The 14,499-nt window shown below is 67.3% G+C and carries 8 protein-coding genes; 7 read left to right on the forward strand and 1 reads right to left on the reverse strand.

Features of this window, described 5'->3' with window-relative positions; genetic code table 11:
- Positions 1 to 4 precede the first annotated feature (4 nt).
- The 3 genes from CTA01S_RS07900 (at position 5) to CTA01S_RS07910 (ending at position 2,714) form a co-directional block, all read left to right on the forward strand.
- Complete coding sequence (locus tag CTA01S_RS07900; protein ID WP_062194493.1) at positions 5 to 964, forward strand: complex I NDUFA9 subunit family protein; 960 nt, start codon at positions 5 to 7, stop codon at positions 962 to 964.
- Between the two features lie 44 nt (positions 965 to 1,008).
- A complete protein-coding gene (locus CTA01S_RS07905; protein ID WP_062194212.1) occupies positions 1,009 to 2,229 on the forward strand; it encodes a multifunctional CCA addition/repair protein in 1,221 nt (406 codons plus the stop codon).
- 104 nt (positions 2,230 to 2,333) lie between these two features.
- Positions 2,334 to 2,714, forward strand: coding sequence for an MJ0042-type zinc finger domain-containing protein (locus tag CTA01S_RS07910; RefSeq protein WP_019561843.1), 381 nt, complete (start codon positions 2,334 to 2,336; stop codon positions 2,712 to 2,714).
- A 24-nt stretch (positions 2,715 to 2,738) separates the two neighbouring features.
- On the opposite strand, the gene CTA01S_RS07915 is transcribed toward CTA01S_RS07910, so the two are convergent.
- Complete coding sequence (locus CTA01S_RS07915) at positions 2,739 to 4,265, reverse strand: YifB family Mg chelatase-like AAA ATPase (RefSeq protein ID WP_062194216.1); 1,527 nt, start codon at positions 4,263 to 4,265, stop codon at positions 2,739 to 2,741.
- A gap of 282 nt (positions 4,266 to 4,547) precedes the next feature.
- Between CTA01S_RS07915 and CTA01S_RS07920 the strand changes: the two genes are divergently transcribed.
- The 4 genes from CTA01S_RS07920 to CTA01S_RS07935 all read left to right on the forward strand — a co-directional run bounded on the left by CTA01S_RS07920 (position 4,548) and on the right by CTA01S_RS07935 (position 14,498).
- Positions 4,548 to 5,219 (forward strand): TorF family putative porin, encoded by a 672-nt coding sequence (locus CTA01S_RS07920; RefSeq protein WP_062194219.1) that lies wholly within the window; start codon positions 4,548 to 4,550, stop codon positions 5,217 to 5,219.
- 57 nt (positions 5,220 to 5,276) lie between these two features.
- A complete protein-coding gene (locus CTA01S_RS07925) occupies positions 5,277 to 5,615 on the forward strand; it encodes a P-II family nitrogen regulator (protein ID WP_019561840.1) in 339 nt (112 codons plus the stop codon).
- A 25-nt stretch (positions 5,616 to 5,640) separates the two neighbouring features.
- A complete protein-coding gene (locus CTA01S_RS07930) occupies positions 5,641 to 7,044 on the forward strand; it encodes an ammonium transporter (protein WP_019561839.1) in 1,404 nt (467 codons plus the stop codon).
- A 314-nt stretch (positions 7,045 to 7,358) separates the two neighbouring features.
- Positions 7,359 to 14,498: a cupredoxin domain-containing protein gene (locus CTA01S_RS07935; RefSeq protein ID WP_157451327.1), complete on the forward strand. Its 7,140-nt coding sequence runs from the start codon at positions 7,359 to 7,361 to the stop codon at positions 14,496 to 14,498.
- Position 14,499: the final 1 nt, after the last annotated feature.

A 14,499-nucleotide genomic window follows, 5' to 3' on the forward strand; every position in this document is an offset into this window, starting at 1 on the left:
CCTCATGAACAAGATCCTCGTCCTTGGCGGCACCGGCTTCGTGGGCCGCCATCTGTGCGAACGCCTGGTCGAACGCAACGGCGGTGGCGGAGGCCTCATCCGTGTGCCCAGCCGACGGCCCGCGCGGGCCAAGCACATCCAGATGTTGCCCACGGTGGAGCTGGTCCAGGCCGATGTGCACGATCCGGCCCAGTTGCGCCGCCTGGTGGCCGGCTGCGATGCGGTCATCAATCTCGTGGCCATCCTGCATGGCCGAGCCGCCGACTTCGAGCGCGTGCACGTGGCGCTGCCGCGCCAGCTGGCCCAGGTGTGTGCCGAGCAAGGCGTGCGCCGCTTGCTGCATGTCAGCGCTTTGGGCGTGGGCGAAGGCGCCCCCTCGCATTACTTGCGCAGCAAGACCGAGGGCGAGGCCGTGCTGCGAGCGCAGTCCGGGCTCGATCTCACGGTGCTGCGGCCTTCGGTGATCTTCGGGGCCGAAGACCGCTTTCTCAACCTCTTTGCGGCGTTGCAGCGTGTCTTTCCCGTGGTGCCGCTGGCCGGTGCGCGGGCCCGCTTCCAGCCGGTGTGGGTGGGCGATGTGGCCCAGGCCCTGGTCCACGCCTTGGACCGCCCCGACTCGATCGGCCAGACCTACGAATGCGCCGGACCGCAGGTCTACACCCTGGCCGAGCTGGTGCGCCTGGCCGGCGAGCTGTCGGGCCATCCCCGGCCCATCGTGCCCCTGCCCGAGGTCCTGGGCTGGCTGCAGGCGCTGGTGCTTGAGTGCCTGCCGGGCGAGCCTTTGATGAGCCGCGACAACATCGCGTCGATGCGCGTGCCCAACGTGGCCAGCGGTCGGCTGCCGGGCCTGCAGGCTCTGGGGATTGCCCCGGTGGACCTGCCTTCGGTGGCTGCGGGCTATCTGGGTGGGCGCGAGCCGCGCAGCCGCTACCTGCAGTACCGGGCTTTTGCCCGTCGCGGCTGAGCGGGGGCGCACCGGCTGAAGCCGGCCCGCTACACTTGCTGGCCATGAAGGTCTACATGGTCGGGGGTGCCGTGCGCGACCGGCTGCTCGGCCTGCCGGTCAGCGACCGCGACTGGGTGGTCGTGGGCGCCACCCCCGAGGCCATGATCGCCTCGGGCTTCACGCCGGTGGGGCGCGATTTCCCGGTGTTCTTGCATCCTCAGACGCATGAGGAATATGCGCTGGCGCGCACCGAGCGCAAGACGGGCCACGGCTACCATGGCTTTGTCTTCCATGCGGCGCCGGACGTGACCCTGGAGCAGGACCTGCAGCGCCGCGACCTGACGATCAATGCCATCGCCGAGGACGAAGACGGCCGCCTGATCGACCCTTTCGGCGGTGTGCGCGATCTGCAGGACCAGGTGCTGCGGCATGTCTCACCGGCGTTTGCCGAGGATCCGGTGCGCATCCTGCGCGTGGCCCGCTTTGCGGCGCGCTTCACCGAGTTCAGCGTGGCGGCCGAGACGCTGATGCTGATGCGCCAGATGGTCGAGCACGGCGAGGTCGATCACTTGGTGCCCGAGCGCGTGTGGCAGGAGCTGTCGCGTGGGCTGATGGAGAAGAAGCCCTCACGCATGTTCGAGGTGCTGCGCGAGTGTGGCGCCCTGGCACGCCTGCTGCCCGAGGTGGATCGGCTGTGGGGCGTGCCGCAGCGGGCCGAATACCACCCCGAGGTGGATACGGGCATGCACCTGATGCTGGTGCTGGACATGGCCGCGCGGCTGAAGGCGTCGTTGCCCGTGCGGTTTGCTTGTTTGACGCACGATCTGGGCAAGGGCACCACGCCGCCGCAGCTGTGGCCGCGTCACATCGGGCACGAGCAGCGCAGCGTGGGCCTGTTGCGCCAGCTGTGCGTGCGTCTGCGTGTGCCCAGCGACTGCCGCGAGATCGCCGAAGTGGTGGCGCGCGAACACGGCAACATCCACCGCGCCGGCGAGTGGACGGCCGCGGCCCTGGTGCGCCTGCTGGAGCGTTGCGATGCGTTTCGCAAGCCCGAGCGCTTCGAGGAGATCTTGCTGGCCTGTGAATGCGATGCCCGGGGCCGGCTCGGTTTGGGCGAGCAGGACTATCCGCAGGGCCAGCGGCTGCGCCGCGCCTTGCGCGCCGCGCAAGGGGTGGACGCTGGCGAGATCGCCCGACAGGCCCAGGCCCGCGGCCTGAGCGGGCCTCGCATTGCCACGCTCATCCACGAGGCCCGTGTCGCGGCCGTGGCCCAAGTCTTGTGAGGACCCAGCCGAGCCCATCGTTCCGATGGGGGCTTGCCGGGCGGGCTGCGCCGGTGCGATCATGAGCCTTCGGGCCAGGCGCCGTGGGGCGGCAGGAGGGTGCGATGACGATGGCACAAATGATCCGCCAGCACGGCTTTCGCAAATGGTACGAGCGTGAACTCGTCCTCAGCCACCTGCACCTCGTGCTGTTGGTGCTGTCCCTGGTGGGCCTGCTGGGCAGCGCCGAGGCTTATGAGCGTGGGGCCCCACTGCTGGTGCAGGCATGGGTTGGCCTGTGCGCTGCGGCCAGTGCAGCCATCGGGCTGTGGGCGCTGCGGCGCTATCTCGCTTTGCTGATGCATGCCGAGCACGTGGCCCATCAAGCGCAATGCCCGGCATGTCACGCCTATGCTCGTTGGAGTCTGATCGACGAGGACCAGGGCGGCCAGCGGCTGCAGGTGCAATGCCAGCGATGCGGCCATCGCTGGCACATCGACGGCTGAGCGCGCGTGGGCGCGCCAGGGCCTTCACGAGGCGACCAGGACACGCCGCAGCTGGATCGCTTCGGCCACATGGGCCATGGCCAGCAAGTCGGCGCCGGCCAGGTCGGCGATGCTGCGGGCGATTTTGAGCACCCGGTGCAGGCTGCGTGCCGACCAGTCCAGCCGGCTGGCTGCGGCCTGCAAGAAGCGCTGCGCATCGTCGTGGAGCCCACAGTGGGCATCGAGCTGCGCCCCTTGGAGCTGGGCGTTCGTGCATCCCTGGCGGGCCAGCTGCCGTTGCCGGGCCCGAGCCACACGCTCGGCCACGGCGGCGCTGGGCTCGCCTTCGGGCAGCCGCAGCAATTCCTCGTGCGGCACGCTGTTGACTTCGACCTGGATGTCGATGCGGTCCAGCAGTGGCCCGCTGAGCCGGCCTTGGTATCGTGCCACGGCCTCGGGGCTGCAGCGGCAGGCGCGCACTCGCGAGCCCAGGTAGCCGCAGGGACAGGGGTTCATCGCGGCGATCAGTTGAAAGCGCGCCGGAAACTCGACATGGTGCGCTGCGCGCGCGATGGTGATCTGGCCGGTCTCCAAAGGCTCACGCAGGACTTCGAGTGCCGCGCGCGGGAACTCGGGCAGCTCGTCCAGAAAGAGCACGCCTTGGTGGGCCAGCGAGATTTCGCCCGGTCGCGGAGGCGAGCCCCCACCGGCCAGCGCCACCGGCGAGGCGCTGTGGTGCGGGGCGCGCAGTACGCGCTGGCCCCAGCGCGCTGGATCGAAAGCGCCCACCAGGCTGAGCACGGCCGCCGACTCCAGGGCCGCTTCGGTGTCCAGCGCAGGCAGTAAGCCGGCAAAGCGCTGCGCGAGCATGGACTTGCCCGTGCCTGGCGGGCCCACCATCAGCACGCTGTGGCCCCCGGCGGCGGCGATCTCCAGCGCCCGCTTCGGGCCGGCTTGGCCCTTGACTTCGCGCAGATCGGGGCCAGCGACAGCTTGGGCTTGAGGACGCTCGCACACCCGCACCCAGCCGTGGGGGGGTGGCTCGCCTGCGCGCGGCGGCAGCAGCGACTGCACCACGTCCAACAAATGCCGCGCGCCATAGACGGTGGTGCCTTCGACCAGGGAGGCTTCGCGGGCGCTGTCCAGGGGCAGCACCATCGCGCGCGCGGCGCCTTGGCGACGCAGTGCCAGGCTCATGGCCAACGCGCCGCGCACGGCCCGCAAATCGCCGGCCAGCGACAACTCGCCGGCGAACTCGTAGCCGTCCAAGGCGGCGGCGGGAATCTGGCCTTGCGCGGCCAGGATGCCCAGCGCAATGGGCAGGTCGAAGCGGCCGGTTTCCTTGGGCAGATCGGCAGGGGCCAGGTTGACGGTGATGCGTTTGTTGTGAGGGAAGTCCAGCCCGCTGTTGATCAGCGCAGCGCGCACACGCTCACGGGCTTCCTTGACTTCGGTGTCGGCCAGGCCCACCAGCGTGAAGCTGGGCAGGCCGTTGGCCAGATGCACCTCGACGGTGACGGGCGGGGCCTGCAAGGCGGCCAGCGCCCGGCTGTGGATCACGGCCAGCGACATGGACGGGAGTCCTCCTGAACATGGTTGTTTTGCTGGGCACGCCAAGGTGCCCAAGCCTGCATTGTGGCGGCAGCCGCCGGCTCCGAGGCCTTGCCGCAGTCCCCGTGGCTGTGGGGGCACAGGTCTGGTGCATCGGCCTCGAATGCACCGAGGTCGTGCGTCGAGGTGCCGATATGGGCTCGCGATGTGCCGTCCTGGGGCGATCTGGGCCGGCTTGGCGATGGCATGTTTCCTGCAGTTGCAGCTGCGGGTTCATTTCTTCACCCCTTCAGGAGTTTGTCCATGCCTCGCAAGACCCTGCTCGCACTCGCCTTGGCCTCTGCCGTGCTCGCCGCTCCGGCGATGGCCGAAGGCGTGGCCACCAACTTCAGCCTGACCACCAATTACAAATTCCGCGGCCAGGACCAGACCGGCAACAAACCGGCCGTCCAAGGCGGCTTCGACTACAGCCTCGGGGGCTTCTACGTCGGCAACTGGAACTCCAGCATCAACTTCGCCAATGGCATCGAGATGGATGTCTATGGCGGCTACAAAGGGGAAGTGGCCGGCCTGGGCTACGACATCGGCGTGCTGCAGTACCTCTATCCCGGACTGTCCGATGCCAACACCACGGAAATTTACGGCGGTCTGAGCTACGGCCCGTTCGCGCTCAAGTATTCGCACACGGTCTCCGACGAGTACTTCGCCGTGCCCGACAGCCGCAACACCGGCTACTTTGCGCTGTCGGCCAACCTGCCGCTGATCGACAAGCTCACCCTCAATGCCGGGCTGGGCTACACGCTGTGGGCCAGCGATGCGGCCCCGCCCGATTACTACGACTACAAGCTGGGCGCCACCTATGACTTGGGCTCGGGCTTCTCGCTGGGAGGCCATGTGGTGGGGGCCAACAAAAAGAACTATTACGGCGACATCAACAAAGCGCGCTTCATCCTCACGCTGACCAAGGCCATGTAAGACCGCGGGTGCCCGGTCGGCAGCGGGCACCTTCTTTCACTTTCAAAGGAGCAAGCCATGAAGATGGTGACTGCCATCGTCAAGCCCTTCAAGCTGGACGAAGTGCGTGAAGCCCTCAGTGCCATCGGGGTACAAGGGATCACGGTGACCGAAGTCAAAGGCTTTGGCCGCCAGAAGGGCCACACCGAGCTGTACCGGGGGGCGGAGTATGTCGTCGACTTCCTGCCCAAGGTGAAGATCGAGGCGGCGGTGGACGATGCCATCGTCGATCGCGTCATCGAGGCCATCGAGGGCTCGGCCCGCACCGGCAAGATCGGTGACGGCAAGATCTTCGTGTCCGCGCTCGAACAGGTGGTGCGCATCCGCACCGGCGAGACGGGCAAGGACGCCCTGTGATTCCATCGACCCAGAGAGACAACCCATGAAGAAATTGCTAGCCATCTTGGCGTTTGGTCTGTCGACCCTCGGGGTCGTGGACCTCGCCTTCGCTCAAGACGCTGCGGCCTCGGCGCCTGCGCTCAGCGAAGCGGCCGCGCCTGCCGCTGCTGCTGCCGCCGATACCGCACCGGCGGCTGCCGCAGAGGCCCCAACGCCCACGGTGAACAAGGGCGACGTGGCCTGGATGTTGACGGCCACCCTGTTGGTCATCCTGATGACCATTCCCGGCCTGGCGCTGTTTTACGGCGGCCTGGTGCGAGCCAAGAACATGCTGTCGGTGCTGATGCAGGTGTTCGTGATCTTCTCGCTGGTGACCGTGCTGTGGGTGCTCTACGGCTACAGCCTGGCTTTCGGCGGCGGCGGTGCCTTCATCGGCACGCTGGACAAGGTCTTCCTGATGGGCGTGACGCAGGAGTCGCTGGCCGACACCTTCTCGCCGCAGGCCAAGCTGCCGGAGTACGTGTTCATCGCCTTCCAGGCCACGTTCGCGGCCATCACCTGTGCGCTGATCATTGGCGCCTTTGCCGAGCGCATCAAGTTCTCGGCGGTGCTGCTGTTCACGGTGCTGTGGTTTACTTTCAGCTACCTGCCCATCGCCCACATGGTGTGGTTCTCCGAGGGGCTGCTGTTCAAGGACGGCGCGCTGGACTTCGCCGGCGGCACGGTGGTGCACATCAACGCGGGGGTGGCCGCGCTGGTGGGCGCCTACATGGTGGGCAAGCGCATTGGCTTCGGCAAGGAGGCCATGCCGCCGCACTCGCTGACGCTGACCATGGTGGGCGCCTCGCTGCTGTGGGTGGGCTGGTTTGGCTTCAATGCCGGCTCGGCGCTGGAAGCCAATGCCCAAGCCTCGCTGGCCTTCATCAACACCATCGTGGCCACGGGCGCGGCCACCCTGGCCTGGTGCATCGGTGAAGGTCTGGCCAAGGGCAAGGCCTCGATGCTCGGGGCGGCCTCGGGTGCGGTGTCTGGCCTGGTGGGCATCACCCCGGCGGCTGGCTTGGTCGGCCCGATGGGCGCCATCGTCATCGGTTTGGCCGCTGGCTTCATCTGCTTGTGGGGGGTCAATGGTCTGAAGCGCATGCTCGGCGCCGACGACGCGCTGGACGTGTTCGGTGTGCATGGCGTGGGCGGCATCGTCGGCGCTTTGCTCACCGGTGTGTTCGCGGCGCCCGGCCTGGGGGGTGTTGGCGCGGCCGACTTCTCCATCGCTTCGCAAGTGTGGATTCAAGCCAAGGGCGTGCTGCTGACCATCGTGTGGTCCGGCGTGGTGTCGCTCATCGCCTACAAGATCGTCGATCTGGTCATTGGCCTGCGCGTGTCCGAAGAGGACGAGCGCGAGGGCCTGGACATCGCTTCGCACGGCGAGACGGCCTACAGCAAATGATCTCTGCGGCCTGCGCGCCTGCGTGCCCCTGCGGCACGCAGGCGCCGGCCCCAGCGCCCCGACGCCACCGTCACTGCAGGTGGCGTTTTTTTATTGGCGGGGGCAATAGCGCGTTCTCGGGCCGGGCGCCGGTGCCTTCGTTCCCCCCAGGTCGAGGGGGAAGGCCGGAGGGCTACGCTTTGTCACAAGCTTTTGCTTTGAAGGTTGCGGCGCCCTGACCTATAAGAAAAGCAGAAGAAGCAGCAGGTGCTATCACCTACCTTTGAGGGGAGGGACGGGGCATGGCGTGCTTTTGGCGATGGAAGGCGGCCGGTGTGTCCGCCTTGGCGGCGATGGCCTGGACCGTTGGGGGGGCCGTCCGTGCGGATCCAGTGTGTCCGCCACGGAATACCGTGGTGGCCGAGGTCGTGGCCATCGACATGCCCATGGTGTTCAACCGCCTGGGCGCGCAGAACGTCAACTGGCAAATGTATGCCTTGGCGCACGATCTGGTCTGGCGCGACCCCAAAGGGGTGCCCCGACCGGTGGAGCGGGCGCAACTGAAGCAGCCGAAGGCACTGCTGGGCAAGGTGACGCTGCGGCCGGACCTGCGGCCGCGTCCTTTGGTGTTGCGGCTGCACGCGGGGCAGTGCTTGCAGGTGCATCTGACCAACTTGCTGACACCCCGGTCCAATCCCTACGAGGCTCATCGGCCCGAGCCCGAATTGTTGCCGCACGGGCATCCGATGGACGCGCGTTCGCGCGACCCCAACCAAGACATCGACGACCAAGTCGCCAGCCGCTTCGTCGGCTTCCATCCCAACGGCCTGGAGTTGGTTGGCTCGATCGCCTCGGATGCCTCGTATGTCGGGCGCAACCCCGGCTCGTTGGCCGCGCCCGGGCAGTCGCGAACGTACGTGTTTCGTGCGCCAGCCGAAGGCAGTTTCTTGGTGACCAATCCGGGCGCGGTGTTTGGCGGGGAAGGCACCGCCGGCAGCAGTGGGACGGGGCTGTTTGCCGTGGTGGCGGTGCAGCCCGTGGGTGGCCGTGCGTATCGGGGGCAAGTCACCGAAGAGGAACTGCGCTTGGCCACCCGCTGGCTGGGAGATCCGGCCTTGGCCGGCCAGCCGGTGCGGCCTTGTGCGCATGATGCGCAGCGCGCCTGCACGCCCGGCGGGCATCCGATCATCGATTACGAAGCCCGTTATCCCGATCGGGCGCCGTGGAGCTTGGAGGGCAAGGCGGGGCTGCCGATTCTGGCCATGACGCAACCCGAGCCCGACGGCAGCGTGCGTGTGGTGCATGGCGACATCAACGCCATCGTGCTGGGCCCCAACAAGGATGGCAGCTTCCCGCCGCACACCTATCCGTTGGAGAGCTTGGGCCAGCGCAACCCGACCCTGCCCAATCGGCTGGAGCCGTTTCGAGAGTTCGTCTCGGTCTTCCATGACGAGAACGCCGCAGCCCAGGCGTTCCCCGGGCTGTTCGAGGACCCGGTGCTCGGCCACACACTGCATGGGGTGCGCGATGCCTTCATGATCAATTACGGTTCGGCGGGCGTGGGCGCCGAGGTGATTGCCAACCGTCTGGGCGTGGGGCCGATGCACGATTGTGTGGATTGCGCGTTCGAGGAGTTTTTTCTGTCCTCGTTCACCGTCGGAGACCCGGCTTTGCTGGTGGATCGCCCGGCCAACATAGGGCTGGAGCAGCTCACGCCGGCCCATGATCTGCCCGGCCCGGACTTGGTGGGCATCAGCGCCCAGAAGCTCGAGGCGCTCAAGGCCGAGGATGCCGAGCGGCCGCTGCAGCACAAGCGGCTCGGTCCCAAGGCGCAGCGCGTGTTTTACCCCGCCGACCCGGCCAATGTGCATCACAGCTATCTGGGGGATGCGGTGCGCTTCCGCAATTTGCATTCCGGCAAAGAGCAGCACATCTTCCACTTGCACAACCACCAGTGGCTGTTCAATCCGAACGACGACAACTCGAACTACATCGATGCGCAGGCCATTGGGCCGGGCTCGGGCTACACCTATGAGATCGCCTTTGGGGGCTCGGGCAATCGCAACAAAAGCGCTGGCGACGCGGTGTTTCACTGTCACTACTATCCCCACTTCGCCCAAGGCATGTGGTACTTGTGGCGCATCCATGACACGTTCGAGTGGGGCACGCGGCTGCAGGTCAGTCAGTGGGGCGAGGGCTTTCATGTGCGGCCGTATGCCTTGGCCGATGGCACGCCAGCGCCCGGTGCACGCGCCTTGCCCGATGGGGAACTGGCGCAAGGCTCGCCGATTCCGGCCGTGGTGCCGCTGCCGGGCAAGGCCTTGCCGCCGATGCCCGGCCGGGTGGAGGTGGTCGCGCACCCGCGCAAATTGCCCGATGGGCGCATCAAAGGCTCCTTGGCGCGGGTGATCGAGCGTGATCGCAACCCGGGCTTTCCGTTTTGGGTGGCTGGCATCGAAACCACGGTGGGCTCGCGTCCGCCGACGCCGCCGCTGGACATGGATCGATCGGTGGGCGGCTTCGACGGCGGCTTGCCGCGGCATGCGGTGGAGGGCTATTCCGCCGGCAGCCAGGCCGAATTCGCCTTCACCCGCCTGACGGCCGAAAAGCACGAGAAGAAGATCAAGCCGGTGTTTTTCCCGGAGCAGGGCACCGATGTGGAACGAGTGGCCATGAAGTTCCATGCCCAGCCTGGTCATGCCAGCCACGCGGTGCTGCCCGACGGCACGGTGACCGGATCGGTCTTCGAAACCAATGGCGCACCGCCGACGCCGGGGGCGCCGTTCTTCGACCCTTGCATCGACGACAGGCGGCGACGTTTGACGGCCGCGGAGCCGCCCTTGTTCTTCGGCGCCGACGGCCTGCGCCACTTGGGCAGCAGCCCCTTCAATGCCGAGACGCCGCGCATCTTCAAAGGCGCCAACATCCAGTTGGATGTGACCTTCAACAAGCTGGGCGACCATTATCCCCAGCAGCGCATCCTGACCTTGTGGCAGGACGTGGATGCCACCTTGGCCACGGCGTTGCGCAGCTTGCCAGGGGCGGCCCAAGTCGAGCGGGTGCGTCCTCCGGAGCCGTTGGTGCTGCGCATGAACACTTTTGACTGCGCGCGTTATTTGCACACCAACCTGGTGCCCAAAGAGTTCGAGATGGACGACTACCAGGTCAAAACTCCCACGGATGTCATCGGCCAGCACATCCATTTGCCCAAGTGGGACCTGGTGGCCGCCGACGGTGGCGCCAATGGCTGGAATTACGAAGACGGTACCTTCTCTCCCGGCATGGTGCGCTCGCGCATCCATGCGATCAACGCCTGGAACCGGGCCGCCGGGGCACAGGCCGTGCCCAATCCGTATGCACCCGGGCAGATCGCCCATGACCCCGGGGCCCCGCTGGTGGGCCCGCACGATCCGCTGAAGCCGCGTGCGCATTACTTTTTTGGGCGCAAGGGGCCGTTCCAATGGGGCCATTGCGAAGCGCTGTGGGATGAAAAGGGCTACGAGGCGTTTCACAACCGCGATACCGACGGTTTGGCCTTGCCCGGCGTGTGCGACTGGCTGGGGGCACGAACGACCATTCAACGATGGTTCTCGGACCCGATCGTCAACAAAGAGCACCGCCACCGCGGCCTGGGCATCACGTTCACGCACGACCATTTGGGCCCGTCCACCCATCAACAAGTGGGCTTGTATGCCACGATGCTGACCGAGCCGCCGGGCTCGACTTGGTGGCACAACGAAACCGGCGAGCTGCTCTACAGCCGCGACCAGCCCGGCACCGACTGCCGTGGCGAGTTCAGCCCTGGCGCGCCCACGGTCGGGCGCTGCGACGGGGGGCCGACCTCTTGGCAGGCGGTCATCCAGCCGGCCGACGCCCAAGCCCACGAGCCGCATCGAGAGTTCTTCTTGCAATTCGGCGATTTCCAGCATGCCTACCGCAAGGGGGAGTACCGTGGGGTGGACGAGCGGGGCGTGGTGCGTGCGGCCGATGCGCAGTCGTTCCGCAAGGCGGTCACGCCCTCATGGCGTCAGCCGGCCAAGCCGCTGTGGCCCGACGTGGTGGCGCTCGAACCCCGTTGCCCGGGGCAGGATGAGCCGGTGGTGCTCAAGACGCGTGATGCCGATGGCAAGGTGCGTGAACGAGTGCTGGGGCGCACCCCGGCCCAAGTGCCCCGGCCGTGTCCAGAAATCATCTCGGCCGACGACGTGGGCACCATGGTGGTCAACTATCGCCAGGAGCCGCTGGCGGCCCGTGTGTTCGACCCGGCCACGCGCCGGCAAGCGGCGGGTCGCGCCGGGGACTTGGCCTTTGCTTTCCAAACGCGCACGGATCGCCGCTTGGCGGCGCTGAACACCGTCAACGGAGAGGCGCCCTACCCCCCCTTGACGCACGACGTGCGCCCGGGCGATCCGTTCACGCCGATTTTGCGGGCGTATTCCGGCGATTTGGTGCGCATCAAGATCCAAGCCGGATCGCATGAGCATGAACACAACACGGCCATCAATGCCTTGAAATGGCTGCAAGGCGGCAGCGGCTTTGGGCTGGCGCCGCATTCCGGGTGGCGGGGCGGGCAAAACATCGGCCTGTCCGAGCAATTCACGCTGTCGATGCGCATCACCGATCATGGTGAAGACGGGCGCGTCAATGCGACCGACCGGCTGTACACCGTCGATGGCAGCCAAGATGGCTTGTGGAATGGTGCTTGGGGCGTGATTCGGACGTTGCAACGGCGCGATCCCGCCCCGGATGCCGACCCGATGCGGCGGGATGACCAAGACCAGCTGATGCTGCTGCCGTCGGTGCACGATCCCTCGGCCATGCCCAAACCCGTGGTCCTGGCCCCCCAGGATGCCGGCATGTTGGGCAACGAGTGTCCGGCCGACGCGCCGGTGCGCTACTACCACCTGGTGGCCGGCTTGGCCCAGCGCCTCTTGCCCGCGGTTCCTGGGGTTCGACTGCCCACCTCGGCCGCTCTGGATCCGCAAGGCGGCACCCTGGTGTACAACCCCCGCCGTTTGGAGGTCACGCTCCACATCTTCCATGAGGGCGACGACCCGACCACCGCGCAGATCGAAACACCAGGATCACTGAAAGAGACGCGGCGCTTCGGGCTTGGCCCCCTGCACGATCCCACCGCCATTTTGTTGGTGCGCCACGAAGACATCGACCCGAAGACCGGCCGGCTCAATGCGCAGGCGCCGGTGGAGCCGATCGTGCTGCGCGCGGCCGCCGGTGAGTGCGTGCAGGTGCGCTTGGACAACCGCCTGCCACCGCCCAGCGAAGGGCCGATGCCCGATCTGCCCGGCTTCACCACGCTGAGCCTGCTGGTGCCTCGTGACGAAGGCGCTGGCGCATCGGCCTTCACCTCGTTCAACAACAACCATGTGCGGCCGTCTCGTCACATCGGCTTGCATCCGCAGATGGTGCATTACGTGCCGCACTGGGGGGATGGGAACGTGGTGGGCGTCAACCATGAATCCGTGGTGCCGCCCGGCCACAGTATCTTGTACAAGTGGTATGCCGGCGATTTGCAGTTCGCCTCGGCGGCTGAGGCGGCGCGGGTGTGTCCGCCGGCCCCGGACGGCGGCGCGGGCTTCGAGCTGCTGAACTTGCTGCGTGATCAGCTGCGCGACACCCCACGAGGGCTTCGTCGCTTGCGGCCCCCCAATCATTTGTTCACACCGGAAGTGCTGTTGACACGCTTGCAGCAGCGCTTGTCCCCCCAGGTGCAGGACGATCCATTGCCGGCCACGGTGGAAGAGGCTCCGCGGCGGCCTGCGACGGCAGGGCCCGCGCCGACGCTGCGGGTGGACCCGGCCGATTTGGCGGTGTTGCGCCGGGTCTTGCCGCGCGTGCATCCCGAGCTGTTGCGCCTGAAGGTGCCGCCGCCAGCGGGCCTGTCCGATGAGCAGTTCGCTGGCGTGATCCTCAAGACCTGGACGGCTCTGTTGGACTTGTCCGAGGTGCGCGCTTGTTTGGAGTCGGCGCTGCCGGGCCAAGCTCAGGAGCCGCCGCTGCCGCAGGAGGCCGTGCGCGCTTTGCAGACCTACGACCCGCGCTTGCAAGAGCTCGGGCGGTCGGACATGGCGCCGACCTATGCCCCGGCGCAGGCCTTTAGCAGCGTGCGCGCCTATGAGCGACGGCTGGCCTGTGTTCGATCGATGCGCGAGCCGGTGCGCCGCGTGGTCAACGAGGTGCTCGCCGGCGCGGGCTGGACCTCGCAGCAAGCTCTGGAGGTGGCCGATGATCTCACTGACAGCGTGGCCTACTTGGTGCCAGGCTTGGACCCCGATGCCTTGGGCAGCGAAGCCTTCGCGCGCGCGTTCGGCTGGTACCCTCGCGACGGCGACGCACGCTTGCTGAGCGAGAAGACCACCCACCTGGTGTCCACCGACGAGAAGGTGTGCCGCTTTGTCCCCATCGAGTTCGGCGGCACCAATCTCACGCCACCAGACCGCATCAAACAAGGTCAGAAAGCCGCCGTGGGCGCCTTGGTGGTCGAGCCGCGGCAGGCGCTTTGGTGGGAAACGCGGGAAGACACCGTGCCCGACCGACAGCAAACCCCGGGCTGGCGGCGCAGCCGTGCCACGGCGACGGTGTTGCATCCGATGGGGCGCTCGCAGCCCTCGGACCCTCTGCGTTGGGGCGTGTTCCGCGAGCTGGTCTTGGTCCATCAGAAGGGGCTGAATCTGCGCTACGGCCAGTATCCGGCCAACGGACATCACGGTGCGGTCGGCCCGTTGTCTGCCGAGCGCGAGACGGCCCAGCGTCCCCCGATGGATCGCTTGGCGCCGGAGGATGCGCACGATGCGGGTCAGATGGCGATCAACTACGCCACCGAGCCGCTGTGGTTCCGGCATGGGGTGGAGCCCTCTGCGCCCTTCGGCCGCGGCCCCAGCGTGAGCCACCCTGGCCCTGGGGAGGGCTTTGGTGGGTTGCGCTGGGCTTATCAGGCTTTCAGCAATGCCTGCTGCAGCACCGATGCGCAGCAGCCATCTACCAGCACGGCGCAACCCTTGGGCGACCCGTACACGCCGCTGCTGCGGGTGCGGCCCCATGAACCGATGCGTTTGCGCATGCTCATGCCCACTGGCGTGGGGCGTGGCACCACCTCGGTGCTGCATGGCCATGTGTGGCAGCGCGACCCTTACTTGGCCGAGCATGTCGTCGCCGTGCCCGGCTTTGGCGGGCTGCATCGCGCCGCTTCCGTGCCGCCCGACCATGGCACGCCCAGCCAGTGCATGGGGCGCAATGCCTTGGGCATGGCTCTGGGGGCCCAGGACAGCATCACCCCGATGGCGCATTTCGACTGGGTTTTGCCCTCGGCCGGTGGCATGGCAGGCGTGCCGGGCGACTATTTGGTGCGAGACATCGGTGGCTATGGCATCACCAGCGGCTTGTGGAGCTTGGTCCGGGTGGAAGGACAGCCCTTGCCAGCCGGACTGCGCCTGGGCTTGCCCGTGACATGTCACTGAG

It is taken from the genome of Caldimonas taiwanensis NBRC 104434, assembly GCF_001592165.1.
Classification (GTDB): domain Bacteria; phylum Pseudomonadota; class Gammaproteobacteria; order Burkholderiales; family Burkholderiaceae_C; genus Caldimonas; species Caldimonas manganoxidans.

What these genes read in the sequence shown, in the direction of transcription:
- CTA01S_RS07920 (WP_062194219.1), top strand. Translation starts at nt 4,548, where the DNA reads ATGCCTCGCAAGACCCTGCTCGCACTCGCCTTGGCCTCTGCCGTGCTC.
- CTA01S_RS07930 (WP_019561839.1), top strand. Translation starts at nt 5,641, where the DNA reads ATGAAGAAATTGCTAGCCATCTTGGCGTTTGGTCTGTCGACCCTCGGG.
- CTA01S_RS07905 (WP_062194212.1), top strand. Translation starts at nt 1,009, where the DNA reads ATGAAGGTCTACATGGTCGGGGGTGCCGTGCGCGACCGGCTGCTCGGC.
- CTA01S_RS07925 (WP_019561840.1), top strand. Translation starts at nt 5,277, where the DNA reads ATGAAGATGGTGACTGCCATCGTCAAGCCCTTCAAGCTGGACGAAGTG.
- CTA01S_RS07910 (WP_019561843.1), top strand. Translation starts at nt 2,334, where the DNA reads ATGACGATGGCACAAATGATCCGCCAGCACGGCTTTCGCAAATGGTAC.
- CTA01S_RS07915 (WP_062194216.1), bottom strand. Translation starts at nt 4,265, where the DNA reads ATGTCGCTGGCCGTGATCCACAGCCGGGCGCTGGCCGCCTTGCAGGCC.
- CTA01S_RS07900 (WP_062194493.1), top strand. Translation starts at nt 5, where the DNA reads ATGAACAAGATCCTCGTCCTTGGCGGCACCGGCTTCGTGGGCCGCCAT.